At 50.8% G+C, this 24,496-nt stretch carries 24 protein-coding genes; 6 read left to right on the top strand and 18 right to left on the bottom strand.

Annotation, left to right across the window (positions count from 1 at the left end):
* Window positions 1-467: 467 nt before the first annotated feature.
* Window positions 468-1,154 (bottom strand): response regulator, encoded by a 687-nt coding sequence (locus tag ACZYTC_RS32170; RefSeq protein ID WP_434960589.1) that lies wholly within the window; start codon window positions 1,152-1,154, stop codon window positions 468-470.
* Window positions 1,155-1,184: 30 nt separating this feature from the next.
* Window positions 1,185-1,718, bottom strand: coding sequence for a hypothetical protein (locus ACZYTC_RS32165; protein WP_441770607.1), 534 nt, complete (start codon window positions 1,716-1,718; stop codon window positions 1,185-1,187).
* Between the two features lie 155 nt (window positions 1,719-1,873).
* Between ACZYTC_RS32165 and ACZYTC_RS32160 the strand changes: the two genes are divergently transcribed.
* On the top strand, window positions 1,874-2,203 hold the full coding sequence (locus tag ACZYTC_RS32160) for a hypothetical protein (protein ID WP_488991507.1): 330 nt from the start codon (window positions 1,874-1,876) through the stop codon (window positions 2,201-2,203).
* Window positions 2,204-2,371: 168 nt separating this feature from the next.
* Here the strand turns inward: ACZYTC_RS32160 and ACZYTC_RS32155 are convergent, their stop codons facing one another.
* The 4 genes from ACZYTC_RS32155 to ACZYTC_RS32140 form a co-directional block, all read right to left on the bottom strand.
* Window positions 2,372-3,328: an adenylate/guanylate cyclase domain-containing protein gene (locus tag ACZYTC_RS32155; protein WP_488991506.1), complete on the bottom strand. Its 957-nt coding sequence runs from the start codon at window positions 3,326-3,328 to the stop codon at window positions 2,372-2,374.
* Window positions 3,328-3,897 (bottom strand): Pycsar system effector family protein, encoded by a 570-nt coding sequence (locus ACZYTC_RS32150; RefSeq protein WP_488991505.1) that lies wholly within the window; start codon window positions 3,895-3,897, stop codon window positions 3,328-3,330. The genes ACZYTC_RS32155 and ACZYTC_RS32150 overlap by 1 nt, the downstream gene beginning before the upstream one ends.
* Before the next feature lie 709 nt (window positions 3,898-4,606).
* The gene (locus ACZYTC_RS32145) at window positions 4,607-4,915 is read right to left on the bottom strand and encodes a hypothetical protein (protein ID WP_488991504.1); all 309 of its coding nucleotides are present in this window, start codon (window positions 4,913-4,915) and stop codon (window positions 4,607-4,609) included.
* Entirely contained in the window at window positions 4,912-5,466 is a 555-nt protein-coding gene (locus tag ACZYTC_RS32140) for a recombinase family protein (protein WP_488991503.1), read from the bottom strand. Before ACZYTC_RS32140 ends, ACZYTC_RS32145 begins: the two co-directional genes overlap by 4 nt.
* A 243-nt stretch (window positions 5,467-5,709) precedes the next feature.
* Between ACZYTC_RS32140 and ACZYTC_RS32135 the strand changes: the two genes are divergently transcribed.
* Window positions 5,710-7,578 (top strand): NACHT domain-containing protein, encoded by a 1,869-nt coding sequence (locus ACZYTC_RS32135; protein WP_488991502.1) that lies wholly within the window; start codon window positions 5,710-5,712, stop codon window positions 7,576-7,578.
* 66 nt (window positions 7,579-7,644) lie between these two features.
* Here the strand turns inward: ACZYTC_RS32135 and ACZYTC_RS32130 are convergent, their stop codons facing one another.
* The 3 genes from ACZYTC_RS32130 to ACZYTC_RS32120 form a co-directional block, all read right to left on the bottom strand.
* Complete coding sequence (locus ACZYTC_RS32130) at window positions 7,645-8,061, bottom strand: hypothetical protein (protein ID WP_488991501.1); 417 nt, start codon at window positions 8,059-8,061, stop codon at window positions 7,645-7,647.
* Between the two features lie 97 nt (window positions 8,062-8,158).
* Window positions 8,159-8,506 carry a hypothetical protein gene (locus tag ACZYTC_RS32125; RefSeq protein WP_488991500.1) on the bottom strand — a complete coding sequence of 116 codons (348 nt, stop codon included), beginning with the start codon at window positions 8,504-8,506 and terminating at the stop codon, window positions 8,159-8,161.
* Window positions 8,507-8,529: 23 nt separating this feature from the next.
* Window positions 8,530-9,153 (bottom strand): hypothetical protein, encoded by a 624-nt coding sequence (locus ACZYTC_RS32120; protein ID WP_488991499.1) that lies wholly within the window; start codon window positions 9,151-9,153, stop codon window positions 8,530-8,532.
* Window positions 9,154-9,278: 125 nt separating this feature from the next.
* Here ACZYTC_RS32120 and ACZYTC_RS32115 point away from each other — a divergent pair, with 125 nt between their 5' ends.
* A complete protein-coding gene (locus tag ACZYTC_RS32115; RefSeq protein WP_488991498.1) occupies window positions 9,279-9,542 on the top strand; it encodes a helix-turn-helix domain-containing protein in 264 nt (87 codons plus the stop codon).
* 171 nt (window positions 9,543-9,713) lie between these two features.
* On the opposite strand, the gene ACZYTC_RS32110 is transcribed toward ACZYTC_RS32115, so the two are convergent.
* The 3 genes from ACZYTC_RS32110 to ACZYTC_RS32100 form a co-directional block, all read right to left on the bottom strand.
* Window positions 9,714-10,169 (bottom strand): GIY-YIG nuclease family protein, encoded by a 456-nt coding sequence (locus ACZYTC_RS32110; RefSeq protein ID WP_488991497.1) that lies wholly within the window; start codon window positions 10,167-10,169, stop codon window positions 9,714-9,716.
* Window positions 10,170-11,296: 1,127 nt separating this feature from the next.
* Window positions 11,297-11,716 (bottom strand): hypothetical protein, encoded by a 420-nt coding sequence (locus tag ACZYTC_RS32105; RefSeq protein WP_488991496.1) that lies wholly within the window; start codon window positions 11,714-11,716, stop codon window positions 11,297-11,299.
* Between the two features lie 151 nt (window positions 11,717-11,867).
* On the bottom strand, window positions 11,868-12,410 hold the full coding sequence (locus tag ACZYTC_RS32100; protein WP_488991495.1) for a recombinase family protein: 543 nt from the start codon (window positions 12,408-12,410) through the stop codon (window positions 11,868-11,870).
* A 946-nt stretch (window positions 12,411-13,356) separates the two neighbouring features.
* Between ACZYTC_RS32100 and ACZYTC_RS32095 the strand changes: the two genes are divergently transcribed.
* Together ACZYTC_RS32095 and ACZYTC_RS32090 are read left to right on the top strand one after the other, a co-directional pair.
* Window positions 13,357-13,653 carry a hypothetical protein gene (locus ACZYTC_RS32095; RefSeq protein ID WP_488991494.1) on the top strand — a complete coding sequence of 99 codons (297 nt, stop codon included), beginning with the start codon at window positions 13,357-13,359 and terminating at the stop codon, window positions 13,651-13,653.
* 134 nt (window positions 13,654-13,787) lie between these two features.
* On the top strand, window positions 13,788-14,207 hold the full coding sequence (locus ACZYTC_RS32090) for a hypothetical protein (protein WP_488991493.1): 420 nt from the start codon (window positions 13,788-13,790) through the stop codon (window positions 14,205-14,207).
* A 204-nt stretch (window positions 14,208-14,411) separates the two neighbouring features.
* On the opposite strand, the gene ACZYTC_RS32085 is transcribed toward ACZYTC_RS32090, so the two are convergent.
* Both ACZYTC_RS32085 and ACZYTC_RS32080 read right to left on the bottom strand, forming a co-directional pair.
* The gene (locus tag ACZYTC_RS32085; RefSeq protein ID WP_488991492.1) at window positions 14,412-16,079 is read right to left on the bottom strand and encodes a recombinase family protein; all 1,668 of its coding nucleotides are present in this window, start codon (window positions 16,077-16,079) and stop codon (window positions 14,412-14,414) included.
* A 204-nt stretch (window positions 16,080-16,283) separates the two neighbouring features.
* Complete coding sequence (locus tag ACZYTC_RS32080; RefSeq protein WP_488991491.1) at window positions 16,284-17,567, bottom strand: tyrosine-type recombinase/integrase; 1,284 nt, start codon at window positions 17,565-17,567, stop codon at window positions 16,284-16,286.
* A 377-nt stretch (window positions 17,568-17,944) separates the two neighbouring features.
* Here ACZYTC_RS32080 and ACZYTC_RS32075 point away from each other — a divergent pair, with 377 nt between their 5' ends.
* A complete protein-coding gene (locus ACZYTC_RS32075) occupies window positions 17,945-18,235 on the top strand; it encodes a PAAR domain-containing protein (protein WP_434960587.1) in 291 nt (96 codons plus the stop codon).
* Between the two features lie 93 nt (window positions 18,236-18,328).
* On the opposite strand, the gene ACZYTC_RS32070 is transcribed toward ACZYTC_RS32075, so the two are convergent.
* The 4 genes from ACZYTC_RS32070 to tagF all read right to left on the bottom strand — a co-directional run bounded on the left by ACZYTC_RS32070 (window position 18,329) and on the right by tagF (window position 24,496).
* Entirely contained in the window at window positions 18,329-19,804 is a 1,476-nt protein-coding gene (locus ACZYTC_RS32070) for a PIN domain-containing protein (RefSeq protein WP_441770605.1), read from the bottom strand.
* 526 nt (window positions 19,805-20,330) lie between these two features.
* Window positions 20,331-23,024 carry a serine/threonine-protein kinase gene (locus ACZYTC_RS32065; RefSeq protein WP_488991490.1) on the bottom strand — a complete coding sequence of 898 codons (2,694 nt, stop codon included), beginning with the start codon at window positions 23,022-23,024 and terminating at the stop codon, window positions 20,331-20,333.
* Between the two features lie 21 nt (window positions 23,025-23,045).
* On the bottom strand, window positions 23,046-23,813 hold the full coding sequence (locus tag ACZYTC_RS32060) for a PP2C family protein-serine/threonine phosphatase (RefSeq protein ID WP_488991489.1): 768 nt from the start codon (window positions 23,811-23,813) through the stop codon (window positions 23,046-23,048).
* The gene (gene tagF, locus ACZYTC_RS32055) at window positions 23,813-24,496 is read right to left on the bottom strand and encodes a type VI secretion system-associated protein TagF (RefSeq protein WP_481271438.1); all 684 of its coding nucleotides are present in this window, start codon (window positions 24,494-24,496) and stop codon (window positions 23,813-23,815) included. Before tagF ends, ACZYTC_RS32060 begins: the two co-directional genes overlap by 1 nt.

Genomic DNA, 24,496 nt, shown 5'->3' with positions numbered 1-24,496 from the left:
GCAAAACCGGCCGTGCTGCGGGAATTTCGGGAAACGAGACTGGCCCAATAGCCAGTTTAGACAAGCCAAGTGATTCCGGCGTGACATCAGGCAGGAGCTGCACCCGCAGGAGGCCTCGATCCGTCCGGCACCGGCGCAATGAAATCACGAGCCGGCAATCTTTTGTGGCGAAGACTTCCCCCTGCTCGCCTCCTTGTGAATGTTACGACGATCGGAGAAGCGTGCGGCGATGACTGAGCCTGTTAGGGGAATATATTCTCCTAACTCAGTATAGAACGCAAGATTGATTCCAAGCTTAAGATGAGGCTTGCAGAGGCGGGCGCAATCGGGCCGATCTACGGAAGGAAAGTCCAACGAGCGCCGGCGGGCCCAGGCAAAGGGCCGATCTGTCCAGGCGCTCGCCCCGTGCGAAAAGGAGGCTCCGATAGGCTTGAGCTTCGGACCGTGCCGTCAGATTTCGGTGCGCCTCAGCGTGGCATGTTGATGACGCCCATGCTCGAGGCCTCGAAGACGGCCTCGGCACGAGAATTCACTTCGAGTTTCTGATAGATGTTCTTGACATAGGTCGCCACGGTGCTGCGGCCGATCTTGAGAATGTCGCCGATCTCGACGAAGGTAAAACCGCGTGCCAGGAGCTTGAGCACCTCGAGCTCACGCTTCGACAGCAATTCGAGGCCTTTCTTGTCCGCCTCCTGCTCGTGCGGCTGGAATTCCTTGAGCAATTGACGGGCGATCACCGGACTGATCGGCGAACCGCCCCGCCGCACCTCGCGGATACTCTCAGCAAAACTATCAAAACGTTCGTCCTTCAGGAGATAGCCGCGGGCACCGGCCTTGATGCTTTCCAATACCTTGTCCTGGTCAGCGAAAATCGTGATGACCATAATGTCGACATCGGCATATTTCTGGGCCGCATAGCGGATGAGGCCGATGCCAGAGCCATCAGGCAGCCCGAGATCGCACAACAATACGTCGAACCCACCCTTGTCGATCATGGTTTTTCCATTGGCGGTGTTCGGCGCACTGGCGATGACCGAAATGTCCGGCACAGACTCCAGTGCCGCGGTGATGCGTTCCAGGGCCGCAGGATCGTCTTCGACAACGGCAACGCGAATGAGAGGCTGGGGCGCTTGCGTGGCAGGAGCTTCTGTCATCGGAAGATATCGTCCGGTTCGGCGTTGTTTTCACGGCAAAACGGCGATCGACCGTGCAAGGATCGGCCCTGCATATTTGCCCGATATCGCCAGTACCCATTCATGTGCGCTCTTTCCTCCAACTTGCCAAGACCTCTGTTTGGCGTCAATCTTGTGGCAATCGCCGCTTGCTCGGCAAATCTTGGGACACGAGCCGGTCTTGCCGGTCCATGCGGGACAGGATCCCGCGATCATCGCCTCCCTGCCCTCCGCAATCATCGCCAGGGCACTAGGAGACCGAGCATGGACGCGTTTCAGCAAAGAACCTTTGATACGATCGTGGCCCGCTGCAGGGACCTGATCCCCCCCGATCGATATCGTCAGACACATCAAGGCAGGCACCTGGCAGGTGGCGAACAACACGCTTGACGGCATCACGTTCGAGGCGGTGGATCCGGACGATCTCATCGCTGAACTGGGTGGCCGTATGAAGTTGCCTGGCGCCGGCAACGCGCCCGCACCGAGACCTTTCTCCATCGACACCACGCGCAGTCCACGTCCGGCCAATGCCTCGATGATCAGCATGAAGGAAGACCCCCAGCATTGGGCCCTCAAGGCCTCGTTCGGCGCTACCGTCGGCGAGGGCTTTCGGCGAGACGGGCAAGCGCCTGACCTTCACGGCCCTTCATGCCGCCGTCTCCAAGAACAAGTGCAACATCCATGTCGACGAGCGCGGCTTCGTGGTGGCCACACCGGATGGCGCCGTGGTTACGCCCACCTTCTGGGGGCACATCGCCAATGAGTTGCTGCTCAAGACCATGTTCCGGGACTGGCTCGACGGACTGGTCGGCGACAATGTCGTCGGAGCACTCGTAGTCGAAGCGGTCAATCGCCTGTCCTTGCGCTTTTCCGATGCCGAGAACGGCTTTGCCGGCCTGACCGAGCGGGTGAACCGCATTTCAGGCATCGGCGATGTCAAGGACATCGGCAAGACGCTGCTGCCCATCGGCGTGTCGGCGGATCTGGTTCGTCTCAAGAACTCGGCGATCCAGGCCAATTACTACTGGTAAGTCTTCACTCAACGATTTCAATGGCTTATCTTTTTTAGAACACCATCTGACGGCATTTTTTGTATGTGTTTTTCGTATGTGTCGTCAAGGCTCCTGAAGCTGGACGCATCAAATCGGAGTAAGAAACACATGAAATTGGAACATTTTTTGTCCCAACCAGCGCACCACTCAGCCTTTGAACTCTGTGAAATGAACATCGCCGCTGAACACCTTCCCAGTGTAACCCGGTATGGAAAGACGCACTTCTTTAAACCAGCCGTTGACCACAGTCTTGCCGTCTGGTTTTGCGGCCTTGTAGCCGTTCCAGACGGCTTCCGTCATAAGAATGGGTGAGGTCCTAGGACGGTTTATGTAGGTAGCTTCCCTCTGATTCATATGGATGAATGTCGGATCCTGATGGTGGATCCCTCGTCCCGTGGAATCGGAAACCAGTTGCCGTACAAAGTCGTTAGGATAGAAGGTTCGCCAATTCCAATCGCCTACAAAAGTGCCGGAGAAGGCAGCCTCCACTAGCGGATATTGAAAGCTATCTTCAGGCTTGTTGGCTAGGTCGGTAAGCTTGCTCGCAATGTTGGCGGGGCGGCCGAGCCACACAAGACTGCGATAATTATTTTGCTCAATGCCACGTCGGCGAATGCCCGTCTTAGTCGCTAGCATATTTCCCGCGTCGATACCGATACCGCAAGTAACCTCGTTGGCGGTGAAATACTTGTTTAAGATGAATTGGCTGACCGAATTCATCGAAAATGCGCATTCAACGGCGTTCACGAAGGCATTTTGGCGATCAAAGATCACCATTACCCGGTCACCAATGATCCCTCGAACGTGTCCTTTGTGGTATCGCGCGCAGCGTGTCATCGCCCTTACGAAGGCCGAATAGAGTTTAGCGACGGTCTTGGTTCTGTGCTTCAAGCTGAGTTCAGTGGACCGCCGTATATCTATGTAAAGGACGCAGGTATCTATGAGCTTCGCCGACTGCTTATTGTTGTCGAGATTCGGAAAGGTGATACCTGCCTCTCCCGAATGAGGGACAACCTCCGTGTTGCTAACCTCAATCTGAAACTCAGTTGCCAGAATTGCCTTCACCTCTTCGGCGATTTCGTTCTTTAGATCCTCTATGCCCATTACGGGGCTCCAATAATCGACGCAGTAAGCTTCCAGACCGAGACCAAAGCCGGCACCGACAACACAAACAATGCCACGAGGACAATAAGGGCCCCAAAGTTGAAGAGCTTCAGTTTGCGGGTAACAATTTGGCTGTTCACCGCTATCTGGATAGAAAGGTCGTCCAGATAGCTCTCTGTCGCGGATTCGTCGTTGGACGGGAGATATCGCGACCGAACGCGAGCCTTATAGGCGGCAGGCGAGAATGTCGCGATGTCGGCGAAATAGAGAAGCGACTTGTCCTGACTGGGGTCTTTGTGAAGTTTGGAAAGACCCATCCGGGGCAAAAATGAGAAAACTGCGACTAGCGCCCCGCCTGCAAAAAGCGGAAGGGCAAATTGCAACGACAGGCGCGTTTCATGAGACAGCGACACATTGCCTAGCAGATTGATCGACCCCAATATCCATGCGGAAGCAAAAGTGAGCAGCGCGGCGTTCTTTGCCTCCGCATACTTGAGAAAGTCCACGACGCGAGCCAGAGTCGAAGACAACGACTTCTCGAATGCTTCTTGTTGGTCGTTCTTCGCCATTTCTTCCTCCCCTTGAACTGATACCAGAGGCGCGATACTCCTAACAGGGGGGACGCGAAGTTTTTCTCCTCTTACACAGGTAGCAATAGTGGGTTCAATATAATGAGTTCACACCCCTCCGGCGAGGCATTTGCAAATGGCAGCCAAAACGATCGATATTTTCCCAGCCTGAGAACGACGATTGATGTTACAAGCCCTGACGTTTGAAATAAAATCAGCCAAATACACGTTCGAAATATCCCAAACGAACGAAATTTGCTTCCGGATCGTATGCGGTAGTTCGTTCAATCCGCATTTCTGGCACGATGACAGAGAAGTTGAGAGCATTGCTGACCTGAATTTACCTGCAACGGCATGGAGCGCACTGCTCATTGTGAGGCAATTGATTTTTCAATGGATCGAGCGCACACGACCACCGCATTTTGTATTCTCAGCTACGAACAAACGTCGGCGTTGCATTTATAGATACCTAATCGCCAAGCACGTACATCGCCTAGCAGGCACCTATCAGGTTTTCGAAGATGGGTTGCATTTCACGTTTATTCGCATGGGCGACCGAAATAGCGAATTTGTGAACGGGAATTATCGGTGACTGAACACCGCGAAACAGTATGTTTCTTATCATTTAGCGATGTTTATCGTGACATCATCTAGGAAGACTTTTATATAATAAAATCAATAAGTTAATATCAAAAATCTGTACATTTTCTTATTTCACGGCCTCCTCCGAAATCAAGGCAGAAATTGCCTCGACGACCATCCTCGCACGTGCTGGCGCGGTAGCACTGGCATCCATTCCCATATGGTCCGTCTCGATATAAATGAGATATCGAATTACCATGTCCTGCGATGCGCCTTGTTCGAGCATTTCAGCGGCACGAACCAAATAGCTGGCATACTCGTTCTCTCCGCCTTGCTCTCTCCATCCCAGACAGTGAAGGTTGAGGGGGTCCCAAATAGTCCATCCTATTTCGCGCAAGGCTTCAATGTGTGGGAAACGCTCGTGAGAGTCGCTCAATTTGAGTTCTCCAACACCCGGTAGACCGACGAGCGGCTGATCCCTAAGATCTCTGCGATTTTCGAAGGTCCGTTCCCTTCGCTACGAAGCTTTAGGATGGCATCTCCTTGGTTACGGGCAGTTGGCTTGCGTCCCTTGTATTTTCCCGCTCTCTGGGCAGCTGCGATGCCTTCACGCTGGCGAGCAAGCATGATGGATCGTTCGAACTCCGCGATTGATCCCAGAAGGTTCAGCACAAGGCGACCCGTAGGGGTACCTGTATCAACCGACATATCGAGCGTCCTGAAGGCGACCTTCTTATCGGCAAGCTGCTTCAGAATTGTTTGCAGGTCGAGAACCGACCGGCAGAGACGATCCAGCTTCGTGACAATGAGAGTGTCCCCTTCCCGCAAAAAGCCGAGCACGTTCTCAAGCTCGGGACGGCGAGAGTCGACCGACGAAACCTGTTCCTGAAAAATCTTCTCGCAACCGTAAGCGTTCAAGTCGCGAAGCTGAGCTTCTAACCCGGCTGTTTGTTCTACCGTGGAAGTGCGAGCATATCCGACAAGCAAGGAGCGACCCTTTGTGTCAATAGAGTTAAAGACTATGTGACACGAGTCGTGTCAAAAGTCAAAATCAGCCCTATTGACACATGCTTTGACGTTCCTCGACTTGTTCCAATGAGGCAGGATCATGCGACACTAACTACAAAGCCTGTACAAAGCTTCACACACGGATCGCGATCTTAACGTTGGTTATTGCGCGACGCGGAAAAGTGAGTTTAGGTTTCGTAAAATGTTGCAGGTACTAAATCCATGAATGACTTGGAAATTGCAAAAGCCCTAACCGATGCTGCCACTCAATTGGTCAAAGATAGCTTCCTTTCAGTTGCGGATGGCATAAATTCGAAACTAAAAACACTGTGGGGCAAGGCCTTTGAGGATTATAAAGAGTATGGAGAACAGGTATATCTTAGAAATTCACACGTAAGATTGCTCTGTTCGAAAGAGAAGGACGTTCCTTTATATGATGTTTACGTCAACAGCACCTTTAAACAAGGTGACACCGCGCTGAATGATGAACATCTTATTCATCTTGCGAGGGAAAGAAAGAAATTAATTATCGCAGGCAATGGTGGCGCAGGAAAGACCTTTTTTATGCGTCACCTTTGGATGACCCTTACCAAGGAACCCGGGGATTTACTCCCAGTCTTCATTGAACTTAGAGCCCTAAATGATCTCTCGGCAAAAGATATAACATCATTTATTCGAGCTACTATTGCTGGAAAGAACGAAGATTTATTCAATCATTTTTGCAAAATTGGAAGATTTTGCTTTATCTTAGACGGATTTGACGAGGTTCAAGATGAGAACAAGGATAAACTTCAAAAAGATATACTTAAATTCTCTCTGAACTATCCAAGATGCGGTTTCGTGGTCTCAAGTCGCCCTGATCAGCGCTTCTCTGGATGGCAAGGCTTCACTGTCTTTGCGCCATGCCCAATGGACCTTGCTCAGGCGAGGCTTCTCGCATCTAAGATTCCGATAGAAAAAGAATCAAAAAAGATATTCTTGGATAAACTTAACTCAGATTTCTTTCGTCGCCATCAGAGTTTTTTATCTAATCCTTTGCTATGTATTATGATGATGATGACATTTAAGGAGAATATGGACATACCGAGTAGCATGAATATATTTTATGATCGCGCCTTCAACGCACTCTTTGTCTGGCATGACGCCACAAAAGCATATAGGCGCGAAAAAATACTGGATATTCAGCAGTTTCAACGTTCGTTCTCGGTGTTTTGTCTCCTAACGTATTTGGATGAAAAATATACGTTTTCAAAATCTGATATTATTTCTTACATAGATCAAAGTAATAAAATTCTAAAACTGCCAATTTCAAGCGACGACATTCTAAAAGAATACGTTGAACGTGTAAATCTTATGCAGATTGAGGGATTATTATATACTTTTATCCACAGATCATTTCAGGAATATTTTGCATCGTATGCAATTGTTCATGAATTTTCTGACCTAAGCGAAGGTATTTTCGAAAAAATTGCTCGGAGAGCTGGAGAAAATGTCATTTCCCTCGCGTATGACTTTAATCCGGAGATTGTCATACAAAAATATGTTAGCCCCCGGCACGAGCAGATAATAAAGCCTATCCTAGGCGCATCGGCCTCCCGCAAGACCGATTATGAGATCGTCGAGGCTGGCGAAATTGTTTGCCATTTTAGAATGACACCCCATAAGTCGGGGAAACTATCATTTATGTTTTACACATACAATGCCGCAATATATTTTATTGAATCCGTTAGTAAATTAGGAAAAAGGAATTTTTCCATTCAATTATTTCCGGCATCGGTTATAGAGATAATTGAAAAAATTGGGAAATCTCTTGCATTCTCACCGGAGGATCTAAAAGATAGTTCGTTTAATTTGTCATTTACAGCGTCCGGCGTTACTTGTTCGGTCGACAATCCGGAATTGCCAGAAACCAAGCTCGAAGATATGAGCGTTCGTTTCACCAAATCAATAGAAGCGCACACAAGCGTATTCGATCAATTCGCAAGTGATATTGCGGCCGCGATTAAATCAGCGGACCATTGGTGCCAAGCCCGCTTCCGGGAAAGCAAACAACGAAGCAAGTCCGCAGCTCAACTGCTTGGCCTTGTGTAGCGCCATCAGTCAGTTCACGAGCCGAGATCCCAACGTTCAAGGCAGGAGTTGATTCGCCTAAAGGTTCTATTTTTCGTCGTTTTCGCCCTCATCCCCTTCAATTTCACCGACAATATCGATCATCGGTTGGATTTTCCTCTCAACTGCCTCGACCATCTTCCTTGAATATGTGCATGTCAGCCGACTGCCCAGCTTCTTCTTGATTTTTGGCATATGGGTTTCGGAAACGGCCAAATCGTCGGCACGCACCCACACGAATTTTGAATCTATTTTATTCGCATCTGCGTAATAGAAGCCTTGAAGCGATTGGCTCTTCTTTATGTCTTTCGATAGCTTTTTACAGTTTGTAGCCATGTACTCCTCAGCAATTCGCAATTGCGCAACATCATAGTCGCGATCGTTGAGCACCTCGTCGCCCGTCGCGCCTGCTAACGCAATTGCCGGAGCCCCCATAGCGCAGCAAATGACCAGCGACACTGACATCAATTTCTTCCACATAACTCTCTCAATCTGAACAAATACAGGATATGGGCTGCACTCGATGTGCCATGAAATGGCTCATCAGACACGGCAACATCGATCAAGCTGCTCTGAGCCTCCGGCCTCGACGCGCGCCTCGCCACCAGCCGATCAGCACAGCGAAGAGACTGACCAGCACTGGAGGGATCACGCCAACAGCAACCAAGCCGAGGAATTTGAAAATTCCCAAGACGGTGGCGAGGCTGTGAGACGTGTCCGCGCCAAGTGCGTAAACGCCGACTGCGATGGCAGCAATCCAGCCGGCCAGAAGCCCGGTTAAGACGCTCACTATAAATCGCGTGAACGACCGACTGTAATGACGCTTAGAAGCGATGTATGAAGCCGCTAAGGCCACCAGAAACGTGCATACGAATAGGATCTTCCATTCTGCGTATATTTCTTCGAACATTACCCCCTCCAAAAGTACTAAATTCAGAATTTAGGATCTGTCTGCCGGGCGGCATCCATTTTTGACGCTGATGCCTTCTTTATCTCTATAGAAAATCCTCCGACTTGCTCCGGCGGTACAGAGAATAATATTTCTTCTCCTCCCCTCAAAACGGTTCGTCCCACATCTTCGTATATGTAAAATCCACCCGTTTGCCTTGTCAGCTTCAATGGAGTCAGTGCTTCATATTTTGTCTCAAATTTCTCTATAAAATCACGAACTTCAACTGAAGATGCCTCGAAGTATTTTTCATTTAGATTCATTTCTGATATAGAATAGGACGAAATATCTTTCACACTCATCGAATTATTCATAAGAGCGCCGCGTTGGTCGAATTTTGAGTCCCATTCTGATTTCCATTTTGTATCTACGGTATAGTAACCACAAGACTGACTATTTTTATTATTTACAGATAGAACTAAGTGAGGACCAACACTAAACTTAAATAGTTCTATATTTAACCCAATTGTCGAAACTTGTTTTTCGGCATCGGCCGCTGTCATGCCAATGGTCGCGCCTCGAAAGCTCGTCTGAGAACAAGCCGCTCCCGACCAACTGACAAGCGCGATGGTCGCGACGATGCTCACTGCCTTAAGAATCTTCAACATGTCCTCCAAAGAGCTCCAGAAATTTCAGACAAAGCTCAGTTCGCGCCTTGCTGATTATATTCTTAGTACAAACCGTCGCTATTTATCCAGTGGTTTTAACAAGCGACGGCTGATGCATATCCTCAATGGACGCGTTAAAGCTCGTGGCATGGAACCTGAGGCGACTCCGGGTCGCTCGTGGAATTTCTCAGGACAATCTCGCACATGAGGCGGATGTTGACCGCGCCTATGTGGGCAATGTCGAACGCTCGAAGGGCAACCCAACCGTGGTCACTCTGGAGAAACTGGCTGAAGTCCTGAACGTGAAAATGGTCGAATTCTTTATCGAACCTGATCCGACAGAGGACGCTCCTGCGCCGTTACGAGGCGGTCGGAAATCATCCCGATGAAGTGCCTCACTTATCTCGTTGTTTAGCGACCATTGCGCGCCGCTCCTCCAGCTTGATCTTGTCGATTGGTCTGGAGTCTTTCGCTGCATTCTGCGCCGCCATCCCTTCAAAATTCCCTGAGCGCATGCGGGAATGAGGATTTGCTGCCTCTCAATGTAGCCTTGCCATGGATCAGGCTACCCGTACGGCTTGGGGAACATGATGCGGCAGGAGCGCGCTGGCCTTCTTGGCAGGGTTCTTGCGGGATGCACGCTTGGCGTACAGCTTCTTTCCATCAATCCTATCGAAGTACGCATTCTCCTGATTAATGCGATACATAACCATTTCTTTGATGTTGTCAGAGACGAAATCACCGTCGCCACCGACATTCTCGTTATAGCCATCACGGAATGAATTGTACTGGAGGATGAGGCGCATTTGGCGAGTGTACATTTCATCATAGCAATCGGCGGACTCATCAAGGATTTCGAACCAGAAATTTTCCCAGCCGAACTTTTGAATGTCCCGACGAAGCTCTTCGTTTGGGGAGTTGTTCTTGTGGATTGCAATGCCGGTTAGATCAGTAGCCGCTTCAATCAATCGTCTGCCATTCTTCTTATTGCGAATGCTGTAGATGTAGAAATGCATTGAAAAATCCTTTTTGGTGCATATAATATTTATTAAAATGCGTTTTCGAGACTTTGCCGGGCAATCGTGATATTGAATATTCGAATATAGCAAAAAATAGAAAAGCTTAGATTTATACGAAAAATCCATTCCTAACTCAAACTATTTAAATGCCAATATAGGAAATAGGGTGAGACATATTGGCGCAGATATTGAGCGGAATATTTGACTGCGACAGGTGCGCAATTAAGTGCGACAGCGCGTCGCAGCAAAATCGGGAAAACGCGCATCTAAAAATAATTATTAGAAGAATTTATTCGAAGAGAATTTGATTCAAAAATTTGAATCGAAACTGAATTCGACAGCTTGTCGCGCATGCGACTACATGTCGCATTCAAATGACAGAAATGCGTATCTAAAGATAGAATATTAGAAGAATATTTTATTAAAAAATTGAATTAGATCAAACACTTAAGTCATGAGCGTAAGCGATCTAAGCCAATCGAGGCACGAGGTGACGAGATTGAATTGCCGAAGGCAATTGCGTACTAAGTCAATCGACTAAAAACAAATAAGAAAATCGCCCTTAGTAATCTCTATTCACTAAGTGAATAATGAAACTAATGAGATTAAATGAGTAGAAGATACTTCTTTTCACTAAATCAATCGAACTAATTCAATCACTTATATAAAGAAATAATTCGTCACTTCGTTCCTCATTATTTCCAATAAGAAGAATCTTCGTACCTCAGTTTCTTCTTATTGACTTAGACAGGAGATATGAATCATAATGTGTATTCTACATTTGAATCTATCTTCATTATTAAAAGCTGATTCAATCATCATTACACAATCAGACTACGTTCCTCCGTCTGATTTGCCTTCGGCACTATTAGAAATGTGAACTGGCATTTTAATGATAGTAAGGATTGAATCGAACTCCATTCAGCATTTTGATTCCTATTCTCTGGCTCGATTCAAATTTCATTTCATAACCCTGACTCTTGTCCCGGCGATATTATTAACCTTTTGTAATGAAGTCGATTGACTCTAATTCGCTTCGCTCATCCTCATCCCCAATCTTACGTTTCCCCCTTCTCCATAAAAAAAGGAGGCTTTCGCCTCCCATTGTCGTCAGTCTGGATTGATCAATCCTTTGGCGCGAAATCCGGACGCTTCCCGCGCTTGCCGCGCCACCACGTTTTTGTTCCGTCTGCGCTCTTCCAAACTTCCGCACCAGCAGGCGGCACTTGCGCGACACGTTCAGGAGCGCCAGCGCGCGATGCCCGAACGTCGTTACCCTTGATTTCAATTCGAGTAGACAGGCCGAACAGTTCGGCAACCGTGGTTCCCAACGCCTTTGCCTTCGCCTCCAGTTCCTCGCGAAGCTTGGCCGTCTCAACTTCCTTGATTGCATCAATCCGAGCATTCACCTTATCGCGAAGCTGGATCAATTCCGAAAGTGTCAAAGTTTCCAGCCATTCAGAGCCGGTATCAAGCGTAACTTTTTTGTCGGCTTCAATCGCCGCGTTCATTTCCTCAACCACCGATTTCGCCTTAGCCATCATCGATTAATCCTCTATTTCAAAATCAATAAAAGACCTATCCGCTCATGTTCTCATTCTGTCAATTATCTACAAACAATTCATGCTGCGTAATCCCGCTTAAATCGGGGTCTACATATTTGGGAGCCGCAGTCGGTTTCACTCGGAATCCGCATCACTCCCCAAGCATTCTGTAGACGCTTGCTCGTCCAATCCTCAAGCTCTTGGCAATCTCAGTTGCACCGATTCCCGCAGAATGCATTTCCCGGACCTTCTCGGCATCGATAGAAGGCTTTCGACCTTTGTAGACTCCAGCGGCCTTGGCCTTGGCAATTCCCTCTAGCTGGCGCTCCTTACGCAGGTTCGTCTCGAACTCGGCAAACACCCCAAGCATATCGAGGAAGGCTTTGCCCGCAGCTGTGGAGGTATCAATCGGCTGTTCTGTCGCTCTCAATGCGACACTCTTGGCCTTCAGTTCTCTAACGATATCCTGCAAATCACCGATCGACCTCGCCAGCCTGTCAACGCGAGTGACCGTCAGAACGTCACCAGACCGCATGAACTGCATCAGCGTGTCGAGTTCCTCCCTGCCGTTCCGGCTGGTACCAGAAACCTTCTCTTCTCGGATGACTTCGCAACCGGCCTTAGCCAGCGCTTCGCGTTGAATGGTCAAATCCTGATCGGAAGTGCTGACTCTTGCATATCCATATTGTGTCATGGCCGTTCTGTCTCATTAGGTTCTAGATGTCCATCAGATACTGTCTCGTATATCCAATGTCAACTCTATTAAGACATCAAAACTGTCTCACGCCAACGCCTCTCTAGCGTATACCCAAATTATACAAAGGGTTCCTATTAGCCTACCAAAACATGGGATTGTCGGTGTCCCGTGATAGACCAGCCCCTTTTACTGGTATTTGCAGAATCCTATGAGGATTTTGGTCAGCCGCTATGCGTATAGGACTTCACAGTTTTTCTAAAAAATCGACTTTTCAACTTGGAGACCCGACGTTCCACGATCTAATATAGAAGTTGTTGGCTATCTAGGGGCTGTTTACAATGTGGAGTAACACTTACAATCGAGTTGCGGCCGTTTGGCTCGTCCTCATCATCGGTCAATTATTTTATCTACAAGAGAAATTAAATGCGCCGATATTAGAACTCATTCAACTAGCGGCCATAATTATTGCAACCCCACTAACTCTTTCTTATCTAGCCGGCTTTTTATTATACAAAAAGGCGATAATCATGCCAATTTATAGGGTGTTGTCTTGGATTATTGCCGTCCTCCTAATTATGTCTGTAATTGGAACCTCTACAGGTTCGGGTACTATATATTTCTGGAAGTGGGACGCTGTGGAATTTGGGATTTTGGTTACTGCACAAATTGTGATTGTGGTTCCAATTCTCATTTATGGAGCACTCCACCAGAAAATGCGGAAATCTCAGAATGCTAAGAATAACTCTGTTTCGCAAATATTTTGAGCTAAGCGCAGTGGCGAATTGAGAGGGCTACATGGGAATTTTCGCCTCGAAACTGCCGTCTGAGATTGAGGAATACGCTAGGCATTCTGATCTTCATGAGGCTGATTGGCAGCAATTGGCGGTAAGAGATGACCAATTGTCGCTTGCCAGCCGCAAAGACGGCGATTGACGTAGCCGTCATGATCAAGGCCGGTTTCACAGATGTGGATTTGGAGGCCATCAGGCCATTTACCCTTGCCATTCATACGCTGGATGACAAGATTCCAGCGCTAGAAATCCCGATGATGGTTCTATCGCTCTATTCGAGCTACGCCGAACGGTACGGGGAGATGCCTCCACCATCGACCTTGGATGATGCATGGAAGATCGCAGAACCTGCTTTCAAGGCACAGAAGCAATTTGGCCTGCTGACGGACTGGCTTGCTACAACCTTCGAAGATACTCACGGCATTGAATTGAGAGCCGCCGATGAATGAAACGGATTGCCCTTGTCGCCCTCTGACGATCCGGTCTTTTCTGCGTTTTGCAGCGTTTCGCGTCCGATTACTATGTGGCGAGCCCACGAGATATCAACGTTGCAAATTGTTGTGAGATAAAGGGAGAATTCGACTTGCCGGGCCACACTTTCCCCAAACCTATAATAAAGCCATCGGACCTTTCTGGGTTCGATAAAGATTCCATTGTTCTGGATTCTATATATTTCTCAGGTCCAGAAGTAAAAAATCATTTAATTGTAAATTATGAAGAATATATGTTAATCATCGATAGAATTATTGGCAATAAATACTTGATGAATTCTATTATCGATACGTGGAGAAGCTATGCCATTCTCCTTAGAGATCGCGGTATTGATGTGGATCCTCCAATCGGTGACTATCAAGGGTCGTTTATGCGGGCCTGCGATCCAGATAATGCCGATCGAGCAGCAATAATAGCGTCGAATTTTCATGAAAAAATAGAGAGCGATGTTTTGCTCAGATATATTAGGGCCAATAATCCATCTTGGTCTTCAGAGCTTTCTGTTATTTGATGAAGGATTAGAAATTGAATCAATAACAATCGTTACATCTACGGTTCATACCGAAGCTACAGCAAATTCGACGCTAAAAAGCACTGAGCAACGACGGTTTATCAATACTCAGACCTTATACGAAGAAGCCATCCTATCTGCAGTTTGAGCAGATAAAACACGGCTTTATTCCTATTTGAACAAGATTTCTTGTCCAATACCCCTCTAGGTGCGTCCGCCGTATGCCGAGATGTCTTCATCCACCCCTAAGACTGATCGATACAGATGTCGTAGCTCCTCCGGCGCGGCTTCCATGATCTCATCCGGCCGATTTATGGCAGCCTCACCCCAGATAGTTGTTAGGACATTTCGCCAAGCACGATCCGGGTCTCTGGCCCACGAGGTGCTTTTTTCAGACTCATCAGCAGGCGTTTCGCTCGTCTTGTCTTTTCGAGCTTGTGCAAGGAGGGCCATACTATTCTCATTCGCGATCAGCGATGGATAGGTCTTGCGAGCTGTCATGTTCTGAATGTTTTCGGCGGAGGCAATCAGCAGTCGGATCGCATCGCCTGTGAAGCCATGTTTCGCAATATAGGCATGGACCAAGTTGGCATGAGCCGACTGATGCTCTCCATCACAAATGCGTAAATAGTCTAGAGCGAGGCGGCCATAGGACTTATCGGCCAAAGCCAAAGCAAACACGGCAAATGTGCCCGGCATCACCGGGTTCTCTTCCGGAGTGTTTGAGTACCATTCGAACTCTCGCATTGCCAGACGAGCGTATCGCTCGATCAACGGCCATAGGGAGGGATAGATTGCAGCGTTGGCAAACAGCTGGTTAATACCCTTCTTCGGCAATCCACTGATCGGTAGGAACGCTTTATTCGGGCTACGGAACTCAATAGCGTAGCTCCGGGGGAATTCCTCTTCCAACACATGAGCGAGATGGTCGAGGACTTTTCGATAATTCTCCTCGCTCTCATTTTTAATGGCGACCCGGATCGTGGCGAAGGCATCGTTTGCCTTAAACGTTACATCATCATCTTTGTAGTCGGTAATCGCTTTCGGCAATTCACCACTTCCGTGCCTTTTCAGCTGAGATGGCAAATCGGATCCCAACGCAGTCAGTTTTCTGAATATTTCATTTGCTGTGAGATAATCCCAGCTCGCTCCGTATTTTATATTACAAATAGCGATGTAACACGCAAACAGCGCGACATCTCGGTCAATTTTTCCTACGATCAAATCTTTGTAAGCACGTTGAAACCACTCATCCAGCTTAAATTTTAACTCAAACCACCTTCCGATTTTTCGCAATTTTTCGCAAAAGGTTTTAGATTTTTCGTAACTAAATCCTCCTTTATCCTGAAGATTAAGGAACATTTCTAATAGATGATTATTGCCAATCCCCCAGCGCTCGATCGACGAGTCGCCTTGATAGCCAAATGTCAAACACCATGGGTAATCGATTTTGTAATTGTCTCCACTCTCAAAAACGATACGAACAAATTCGTCATATATTGGCTTTAATGTGAGTGGATCCTTTTCATATTTCTGATAATCAAGGTAGTTCGTGATTATGTTATTCGCATCAGCCCAAGCCTCGTTAAGTGAACGCAGCCCAACTTTGCGCTCACTGAGAAGGCTCGCGATCATTGTCAGTTCATGTTTTCCGATGGGCTTCGCCAATCGATCAAGCTGGGTGACAACGAGAGTATCCCCTTCGCGAAGTTGATCTAGCGCACGCTTCCGCTCCGGTTGAGGATTGCCCATTGTGAGCCGATCCTCATAAATCGAGATACAGCCGGCTGCCGTCAATGCAGAACGCTGGCGGCTCAAATCTTGATTGCCGGCTGAGGCTTTGCCATATGTATAGGCATAACCAATTAGCATGTGCAAGTCCTCTGGATAGATTTAATCATGTTGTTATCTTGATTATCGACGAAATCATCTCTCCTTATCGGCTCGGAGGCGCTAAGTTCCGATAGAAAATTGAACGAATGCCGAACGAAATTCATGTCTGTGTGCCTCCTCTGAGAAAATGGGAGAAAAAAGAATTGCAAGAGTTTATTTTAGAAAAATGATCTCAATCTCCATCTAGCTGAACATATAAGAAATAGCTTTGTCTAAGGCTTCTTTCTTGTTTTTTAGATTGAAGCCATCGCCGTATATGTTATCCATTCCTTGTTTAGTATGCCCAAGTAGCTCCAGTCTAAGCTCCGGATCGCACTTCGTATTGCGAAGAGCGTCTTTCATCGTATGCCGCCATGAATGCCAAGAAACTTTCGGATCGGCTATCCCGATTTCACGAAGGTTTCGATTCAGTTCTTTCCCGGCATTTCCGGCGCCGTATTTCTGCCCTGCATACCCCGGAAATACAGGTCCGATTTTTGGCGATAAGGATTTAAGCAATTCCATCAATGGCTCGGATATCGGAAGAACACGTTTAGAAGTTGTAGTTTTCAAGTTTCTTTGAGCGTTTGGCTGAATAAAGATATGCGGGATTTTATCTTTCACTTTGACATCCGCCCAATCCAATCCAACAATCTCCATCTCACGACAACCGGTGAATGCAGTTAGCAAGCCAATTAAACGAATTTCGCTAGTCGGCATATCCCACAAATGCCCGATAATTTTCTTGATTTCTCCGGATGTGAAAGGATTCTTCCGATCACCAACCGCAATGTCATCCTGCATTTTCAATCCGTCAAATGGATTTTTATTATTCGATTCAATTTCTCTTAACCCGAATGTAAATACGGCCTTCAGAGTTCTCAATTGAGTATTCAGCGAATTAATTTTGATACTCTTTGCTCTCATACTCATATATGCACGCGCATCCGAACGGCTTACATCGGTAATAAACACGTCTTTTCCATCGAAGTAAGCTTTTAAGGTGTTGATTACCGATATAATCGACCTTTCAAAACGTCTTTTGCTAACTTCATCTCTAGTTTTCGAATCTCTATCAGCCAAATATTCATTCTGAGCCTGTGTAAGTGTCATAGAGCGAGCATGGCCTTTGCTCGTCGCTGCGATCTTAGATCGCGTGGTCTGGAGAAGCTTGTGCATGGCTTCCCGACCGGAGGCGATTGCCTCTTTTCTCGCAATATCCAATCGCACGATTTGGTCGGGACTAGGCTCCAAAATCATCTGACGCAATGCAGCCCGATTGTGATCTACATTCAGCTTCCTACGGGCATTCTCAAGTTGCTCATTCACCGCTTTGGTTATGGGCAGTGCCTTGACGAAGGCTTCTTTCTCATCCTTCGTTTCGAGGCTGTAGAGAAATTCTGTCCGCCCAAGGATCGCCCGAAGCGGAGCCGGGACAGTTTTACGAAACTGGTAGATGCCGTATTTTGTCTGGACGACGTTCTTCATCTTGATCGAAATTCCGCGAGGCATCAGGGACTCCATCGTATGTGTTGTTCGTATGTGTTCTCAAGATGCCATGACTGAAATCGTTGATTTATTTCGACTTTCGCCGCTGACTGACCATCTAAATTATTACTACTGGCATGACGGCCAGCAGACGTTGACGCTGACCTGGGGCGGCACCTTCGACAGGTTCGGTTCCAAATAAGCGGCACGGCAGAGTTCTGCCCGAATTCCCCCCGTTTGAAGGATGTGCCTCGGGCGGCCTCGGCCTATGATTGGTTTGTACGATCGGGGCGGCGTGACAAAAACGCTGCAGTCGGACAGAGTATGGTGCAACGTCGCGCGTTCGGTCCTGAAGGACGCGGAACAGGAAGTGGCTGATGGGACAACCTGCTTCACGTCTGGGCGACATGCATGTCTGCCCGCTGGTGAATGTGCTGGTGCCGCATGTCGGCGGTCCGATCGTGATGGGGTCGGTGAATGTCTTCACCGGCGGCCAGTTGCAGGCCCGGGTCGGGGATATCTGCATCTGCGTCGGGCCGCCTGACATGATCGCACTGGGATCGACCACGGTGTATGTCAACGGCCAGATGGCGGCACGTATCGGCGATCTCACCGCCCATGGTGGCACCATCGTGGGCATGTGGCCGACCGTGCTGATCGGGGGGTAGTTGTTCGAAAGCTGGCCGTAGTGCGAACGCGCAACGGCATCGACATCGGACCGAGGCTCGTCTCGGACTGACACTCGAATTCTTCCTGGACGGCTACAAAAAGCGCAGCAGATGGATATTTTTAGCGCGTACCCACCGGATCATGTTGAAATTCACATAGGTCCCGAGGCTGAAATAGTTTCCCGTAGGTGAAATTAGTCCGAATACCTTCTCCGTCCATTCATCCACAGGAAAGACCATCGCTGCTTTCGCGTGGAACGGGCTCCATGGATCGAGATCGACTACCTTGATGGTGTTCTCGTTCGCGGTCTTATCGTCCAGGAGTGGAACGTTGACGGATTGCCGCCCATTCATATTGTACCAGTAGACCTGAATTGGCGGTTCAAGGACGGCAAAATCGACATTGGAGTCGGCTGGCAGTTCAACGCTCGTTTCAACCACATCGTCAAAGCCACCAAGAATGTTGAACTCCACCTGTTGGAATTTCGCCTTGTTGGAGTCGCCAAGAAAGAACCGTCCTATCGCAATGGGTTTGAATGGACATTTGGCGGTGGTGACAGCAGATCTCTGAAGCGGTGCTATCCAGACTTCCTGCGAAAAGGCGCGTTCGTTTGGCCCGGTGCCCCGCGATAGTGTCGGCACGCTCAATGCCTCGCGAAGCGCTTCGTCGCGGGTGGTCCCTTTTCCCCAGGTCAAATGATCGAACACGGCGCCCGGCTTGATGAGACTCTCATCGGAAGCCTGATACTGGGTATAGTAAAATAACAGCAGAATGCCCATCCGCGGATTCGACGCGCGTTCGCTGGCAATGCCCGGCCTGACCTGATCTAGAGCTTGCGTGACCTTTCCCTTCTGGATGTAGTCATTGACGAGATTGAGGACGAAATTGACCCCTTCGAAAGCCAGCTGAATCCCCGCTATCGTTGCCGTGCCCTTCGGGGATGGCCCGACGTATTCCGGCACAGTATTGTCGGCCACACCGATTGAATAGCTGCCGCCAGATCCGCCTCCCGATCCTCCTGACGGCGGCACCGGTTTGCCATTGGCGCCAAGGGTGCGTGGATTAAGTCCGAGTAGCTTGCGTGCTATCGCTACGTCCTCGACACCGCTGCGGTCGCCAATACTGCACTCCGGCGCCAGTCTCACGCCGAGTGCGGGCGCCGCATTCTGTACTTTCCTATCGAACGTCCACAGACGCGCGTTGATAGCCTTGGCCTGGGCTACGACGAACACGTCGCCTGGCTTGGTGGTATCGTCCTTGCGCGAGAAATCCTTCAACTGCGGGCGATTGGGAGCGGGAGTATATTGGATGTTGTCGGCATAGACGTCGCCGCGATCCTTGATGCTGCCTGACGGTGCAATCGTGATCCGCGCATCCTTGAGCAGCCAATCATATTCGCCGCCCTGTTTTTGAGTTTGCGCCCGCGTCACCAACTCGTCATAAGCAGCGCGCGAAATATAGACCGGCGTTCCGGACTTCAAGTATTTTTTCAAACTCTCAGCCGCCGGCTGATTATTCCTTGCAATCGACGTGAGTACGTTCTTGTCCAGGATAATGGGGTCAGCCATAGGGCCTCCATATGATTATTACTGGAAGTAAGTTTATTTTCTAAAACTCCAATAATTCTATTTTAAAAAATATAATTAAATTATACAAATAAATAATGCACTTGTAAATATATAGGGTAAATATATTAAATATTACACTAAATTTGCATGAGTATTATTCTAGTATTTAATTATTATTCTAAATAACAATGTTATAAATATTACTATGCAGTCAATTTCAGATTTTATAATCGGACATGAGAAAATTCTCCGCACAGGAATAAGAAAGTCTTTCGAGTAGGCTTCACCGATAATCCATCTTAAAATATTCATCGATTCAAGAAATTCGGTAAGTGCTCAAAAGCACTTTCTAAAAAAATTGATATACTATTTAGTTAAGTAAACTGCATCGAGCTTTTACACGCGAAATTGGAATAGCCCTCTCCGGAGGTGCTGTAGAACTTCTCAGGTCCTGAAGCCAGAGGGGGCGGAAAGTCACGCCCCATTCCACCAAGTCGCCGCCCGCAATCTGCTCCGCGCCGCGCCGTCACTGGTCGCGGAGCTTGAGATAGCCCGCCACCGTGGTGACATCCCGCGCATTCGCGATCTCCTTCAGGAAAGGCGTGATGAAATCATCCGCCTCGAAGGCATCCTGCGCGTTGATGCTGATGAGCGGCCGTGACGAAGCGACGGCGAATACCAGCATCGGATAAAAGGAGGGCCGAGCCTCGCCATCGGTCCTGGCCGGCGCCGACAGGCTGAGTCCGGCCTCGATTTCCCCTGCCTTCATGGTGATGCAGGAGGCACAGAGCCGATTGATGTTCTGGATCCCGCCCTTGTGGTCCATCACGAACAGATAGATGTTGCGCTCTCCTGCCCCGGTTACCGAGACGGTGAGTGGGTCGCCCGCCGTGCCCTTATCCGCGTCGCCGCCGCGGATTTCGGCTTTGCTCAAGACGATCTTCAAAGGTGGCGCTCCGGCAACCGACATGCGGCGCAACGCGCCGACGAAGCCGCATTGCTGGTCGGAAACCGCATCGAGCTTCACCGTCGGCGTAAAGCCAGCCTTCTGCCTGAAGGCATCGGCGAAGCTCTGGTCCACCGTTGCCGTGCCGAGAGCCGTGACGGTTGCGGAATTGGCCGTTACATCATCTGCCGTTGCGGCAAAGCAGCTATCCGCGCCAAAGCCTGCCACGAAATCCCGGAGCACGGCCGGCGTGGGTGATGTAACAGCCGCCAATTTGGTGCCTTCTATCGTGGCCTTTGCCTTTGCAGCCAGATCATCGGGGCAATCGGCACCACATTGATCGAGGAATCTCCTGAGTGCAGTGGCATTCTTGCCAGCAGCCTTGAGCTGCACCGCGAGGCTGTCATGCCGCGCAGCCAATTTCTTGGCCGCATCGATGCGGTTCCGGGCTTGCTGGGTGAGATCCCCGGGGCAGTCCGCGCCGCACTGGTCGAGGAAGCTCTGCAGGGCAGAGCTGTCCTGTCCGGCGCTCGCCAGTTGCTTCTCCAGCCGCTCACGGCGCGCGGCCTGCTCCTTCAGGGCACTGATACTGCCTCTGGCCTGCCGCGCGAGATCATCAGGGCAGTCCGCGCCGCATTGGTCGAGGAAGCTCTGCAGGGCGGAGCTGTCCTGCCCGGCACTCGCAAGCTGCTTTGCCAGGCGCTCACGGTGGGAGGCCTGCTCCTTGAGGGCACTGATACTGCCCCTGGCTTGCCGGGCCAGATCATCGGGGCAATCCGCACCGCATTGAGCCAGAAAATTCTGCAGCGCGGCCTCGTCCTGGCCAGCGCTCGCAAGCTGCTTCGCCAGCTGCTCACGGCGTGCAGCTTGCTCCTTCAGGGCAGCGATACTGTTCTTGGCTTGCCGGGCCAGGTCATCGGGGCAATCCGTGCCGCACTGGTCGAGAAAACTCTGCAGGGCGGAGCTGTCCTGCCCAGCGCTCGATAGCTGAGCCGCCAGGCGCTCACGGCGCGCAGCCTGCTCCTTCAGGGCAGCGATACTGCTCCTGGCTTGCTGGACCAGATCATCGGGGCAGTCCGCGCCGCACTGGTCGAGGAAACTTTGCAGGGCGGCCTCGCCCTGGCCAGCACTGGCAAGCTGCTTTGCCAGACGATCGTGTCGCTCGGCCTTCTGCTTGGCGAGGGTCTCCTGGCTGTTGCCATCCGGCTGCTTGTTATCGGGCTGCCCGGTTATGGGTGGGGTATTGCCCGAAAACAGGTTCCCATCGGTATAGATCCAGCCCCCCAGCGCACCGAGACCGATGACCGCGAGAGCGGTAGTGGCAAAAATCGTGTTACGAAGGACGTGCGAAGGCTTTGTCTGGGAGACCTCGGCCGATTTGGCGCTGGTGGCTTTCTTCTCGGCTTTCGGCTTGGGGCTTGCCGGACTATCCGGCCAATCGCGGATAGCGGCCATATCCTCCGGACGATTCGCGGGGTCGGAGGCCAGCATCGCGGATAGTACGGCGTGAAATTGTTTGGGCACACCATCAAGATCGGGCAGGCTGCGGCGCTTCTCGATGATGTCGAGTTGCGAGCCTGTCATGTCGAGCGGCCGGCCTCGCATGGCGGCTACCATCACCAAGGCCAGGCTGTAGATGTCTGATTTGGGCGTGACCTCGCCGCCATAAAGGCCGAGCTGTTCGGGCGAGACGAAATTGTATTTTCCGGCGAAACTGCCGCCCAGCAGGGTTTCGCCGCCGACATTGGCGGAACGCGCAATGCCGAAATCGATGATCTTGGCATTCTGCACGAGGCCACCGGGCAGGATGACGTTGTCGGGCGACATGTCACGGTGAATGACGCCAGCCAGATGCGCGCGGTGCAGACCATCGGCCAGCCGGCGCAGCAAGTGCATGAATTCGGAGGGGGCAAGCGGCGCGTTCTTCACATGGGCGGCGAGCGAAGGACCATCCACATATTCCATCGCTAGGTAAGGCCGCGACAGCACCGGATCGAACGAGAACACGTGATAGCGGACGATGGCCTCGTGATAGAGGTGGTTGAGGATGCGGGCTTCCTTGCGGAACAGACCGACAATGGTCTCATCCCCGGCAAATTCCGGCAGCACGATCTTGATCGCCACCGGATCGCCGGTCTGGATGTTGTGGCCTTTATACACCTCTCCCATGCCGCCGACGCCGAGAAGGGCGTCGATGCGGTAGGTCTGGTTGAGTTCGGCGCCGATGCTCACGGCCGAGCCGCGGATCGCGATCCGGGTTCGGTCATCGTTCACGGACGGTTCCATCGGCGGCCATTATCGCATCACAACCGTTGTCGCGCCTGTGTCGACGACATTGACGACGACAACGGAAATGTTGTCCTTGCCACCGCGCGCCAAGGCGAGTTCGAGAAGTTCGTGGCTCGCCTGGTTCGCGCTCAGCCCGTTGCTCATGGCCAGGATTTCCTCATCCTTGACATGTCCGGTCAGGCCGTCGCTGCACAGCACGAAACAATCGCCCGACTTTACCACACCGGTGGCATGTTCAAGCTGGAAATCATCGATGGCACCGACGGCGCGGGTAATCACGTTCCGGCGTGGCCAACTGGCCGCCTCGGCCTGGCTGATGATGCCGCGATCCACCAGTTCCTGCACTTCGGTATGGTCATGCGAGAGCTGCTCGATGCGCCCGCCGCGCACCAGATAGCAGCGGGAATCGCCAGCCCACAGACAGCAGTAATTGCCATCATGGGTCAGCAGCGCCGCAACCGTCGAGCCGACGATATGCTCCGGCCGACCTTGGGAACGGGCCAGAAGTTCGGCATTGACGATGCCGATCTCTCGCCGGAACGCCTCCGCGAATTCCATCAAGGAAGCGCTCTTGCCGACACCTCGCGCGGCATCGGCGATCATCGCGCTGGCGAGATTGCCGTCGCGGTGGCCACCCATCCCGTCGGCCACCACCCAGATGCCGCGCTCGCCATCGGTAAAGATGCTGTCTTCGTTGAAGCGGCGCACAAGGCCAGGGTGGGTCAGTGCTGCGGTCTCGAATTTCAGATGGTCGCCGGATGCCCAAGGGTCCATCAGATCGTCTCCCCCGTCATCAGGAACGACAAGAACTGGGCATCGGGCTTGCCCTCGGCCACCACGAGCCTGGCCTGATGGCCGCCCAGAGGGGCGCCTTGGCCGCCATGCGTCCACCAATAGCTACGGCCGCCGTTGCGGGCATCGCCGTCCGCCATCTCCAGCGAGCGGAAAGCGTCGGTGACCGGCATTTCGCTGCCGGGCCACAGCAGCAAGCCACCGTCGCGCTGTGGTGGCGGCAGGCGCGATACGAGGGGTGGAAACGGAATTTGCGCCAGCAGATGGGAGGGCTCGCGCTCGAAATTATCGTCGAGCATATGGAGCAGGAATTGCTCGCAGCCCTCGTGCCACTGATCGAGCCCGCGTGAGGGCGGCGGTTCCAGATAGGCGTCCGGCGGCTCGCAGGCGCATACCGTCAGCGGAAAATAGCGCCCGACGCCGTCGACCGAGGCCATCAGCGCGCCGGTCACCGCCGAGCCGAAGACCCGCCTGCCGCACCAGAAGCGCCAGATCGGAAAGCCGAGATAGATCTCCTGCCAGCGCTCGGCGAGCGCGTGCCGGCTGGCGGCGACGGCACCCTGGAGCCACTCCTCCCATTGGTCGAGAAAGGGCCGCGGCATGTTGTAGGACACGAAGTCGCGCTTGGAGGGCAGCTTTCCGAACATGCCGCACATTGTCATCAT

The organism is Labrys sp. F242, assembly GCF_057813875.1.
This window is presented reverse-complemented; position numbering and strand designations above follow the sequence as displayed.

What these genes read in the sequence shown, in the direction of transcription:
- ACZYTC_RS32095 (WP_488991494.1), top strand. Translation starts at nt 13,357, where the DNA reads ATGATCAAGGCCGGTTTCACAGATGTGGATTTGGAGGCCATCAGGCCA.
- ACZYTC_RS32170 (WP_434960589.1), bottom strand. Translation starts at nt 1,154, where the DNA reads ATGACAGAAGCTCCTGCCACGCAAGCGCCCCAGCCTCTCATTCGCGTT.
- ACZYTC_RS32100 (WP_488991495.1), bottom strand. Translation starts at nt 12,410, where the DNA reads ATGACACAATATGGATATGCAAGAGTCAGCACTTCCGATCAGGATTTG.
- tagF (WP_481271438.1), bottom strand. Translation starts at nt 24,496, where the DNA reads ATGATGACAATGTGCGGCATGTTCGGAAAGCTGCCCTCCAAGCGCGAC.
- ACZYTC_RS32060 (WP_488991489.1), bottom strand. Translation starts at nt 23,813, where the DNA reads ATGGACCCTTGGGCATCCGGCGACCATCTGAAATTCGAGACCGCAGCA.
- ACZYTC_RS32125 (WP_488991500.1), bottom strand. Translation starts at nt 8,506, where the DNA reads ATGTTCGAAGAAATATACGCAGAATGGAAGATCCTATTCGTATGCACG.
- ACZYTC_RS32110 (WP_488991497.1), bottom strand. Translation starts at nt 10,169, where the DNA reads ATGCATTTCTACATCTACAGCATTCGCAATAAGAAGAATGGCAGACGA.
- ACZYTC_RS32135 (WP_488991502.1), top strand. Translation starts at nt 5,710, where the DNA reads ATGAATGACTTGGAAATTGCAAAAGCCCTAACCGATGCTGCCACTCAA.
- ACZYTC_RS32075 (WP_434960587.1), top strand. Translation starts at nt 17,945, where the DNA reads ATGGGACAACCTGCTTCACGTCTGGGCGACATGCATGTCTGCCCGCTG.
- ACZYTC_RS32155 (WP_488991506.1), bottom strand. Translation starts at nt 3,328, where the DNA reads ATGGGCATAGAGGATCTAAAGAACGAAATCGCCGAAGAGGTGAAGGCA.
- ACZYTC_RS32085 (WP_488991492.1), bottom strand. Translation starts at nt 16,079, where the DNA reads ATGCTAATTGGTTATGCCTATACATATGGCAAAGCCTCAGCCGGCAAT.
- ACZYTC_RS32120 (WP_488991499.1), bottom strand. Translation starts at nt 9,153, where the DNA reads ATGTTGAAGATTCTTAAGGCAGTGAGCATCGTCGCGACCATCGCGCTT.
- ACZYTC_RS32105 (WP_488991496.1), bottom strand. Translation starts at nt 11,716, where the DNA reads ATGATGGCTAAGGCGAAATCGGTGGTTGAGGAAATGAACGCGGCGATT.
- ACZYTC_RS32150 (WP_488991505.1), bottom strand. Translation starts at nt 3,897, where the DNA reads ATGGCGAAGAACGACCAACAAGAAGCATTCGAGAAGTCGTTGTCTTCG.
- ACZYTC_RS32165 (WP_441770607.1), bottom strand. Translation starts at nt 1,718, where the DNA reads ATGCTGATCATCGAGGCATTGGCCGGACGTGGACTGCGCGTGGTGTCG.
- ACZYTC_RS32115 (WP_488991498.1), top strand. Translation starts at nt 9,279, where the DNA reads ATGGACGCGTTAAAGCTCGTGGCATGGAACCTGAGGCGACTCCGGGTC.
- ACZYTC_RS32130 (WP_488991501.1), bottom strand. Translation starts at nt 8,061, where the DNA reads ATGTCAGTGTCGCTGGTCATTTGCTGCGCTATGGGGGCTCCGGCAATT.
- ACZYTC_RS32080 (WP_488991491.1), bottom strand. Translation starts at nt 17,567, where the DNA reads ATGAAGAACGTCGTCCAGACAAAATACGGCATCTACCAGTTTCGTAAA.
- ACZYTC_RS32070 (WP_441770605.1), bottom strand. Translation starts at nt 19,804, where the DNA reads ATGGCTGACCCCATTATCCTGGACAAGAACGTACTCACGTCGATTGCA.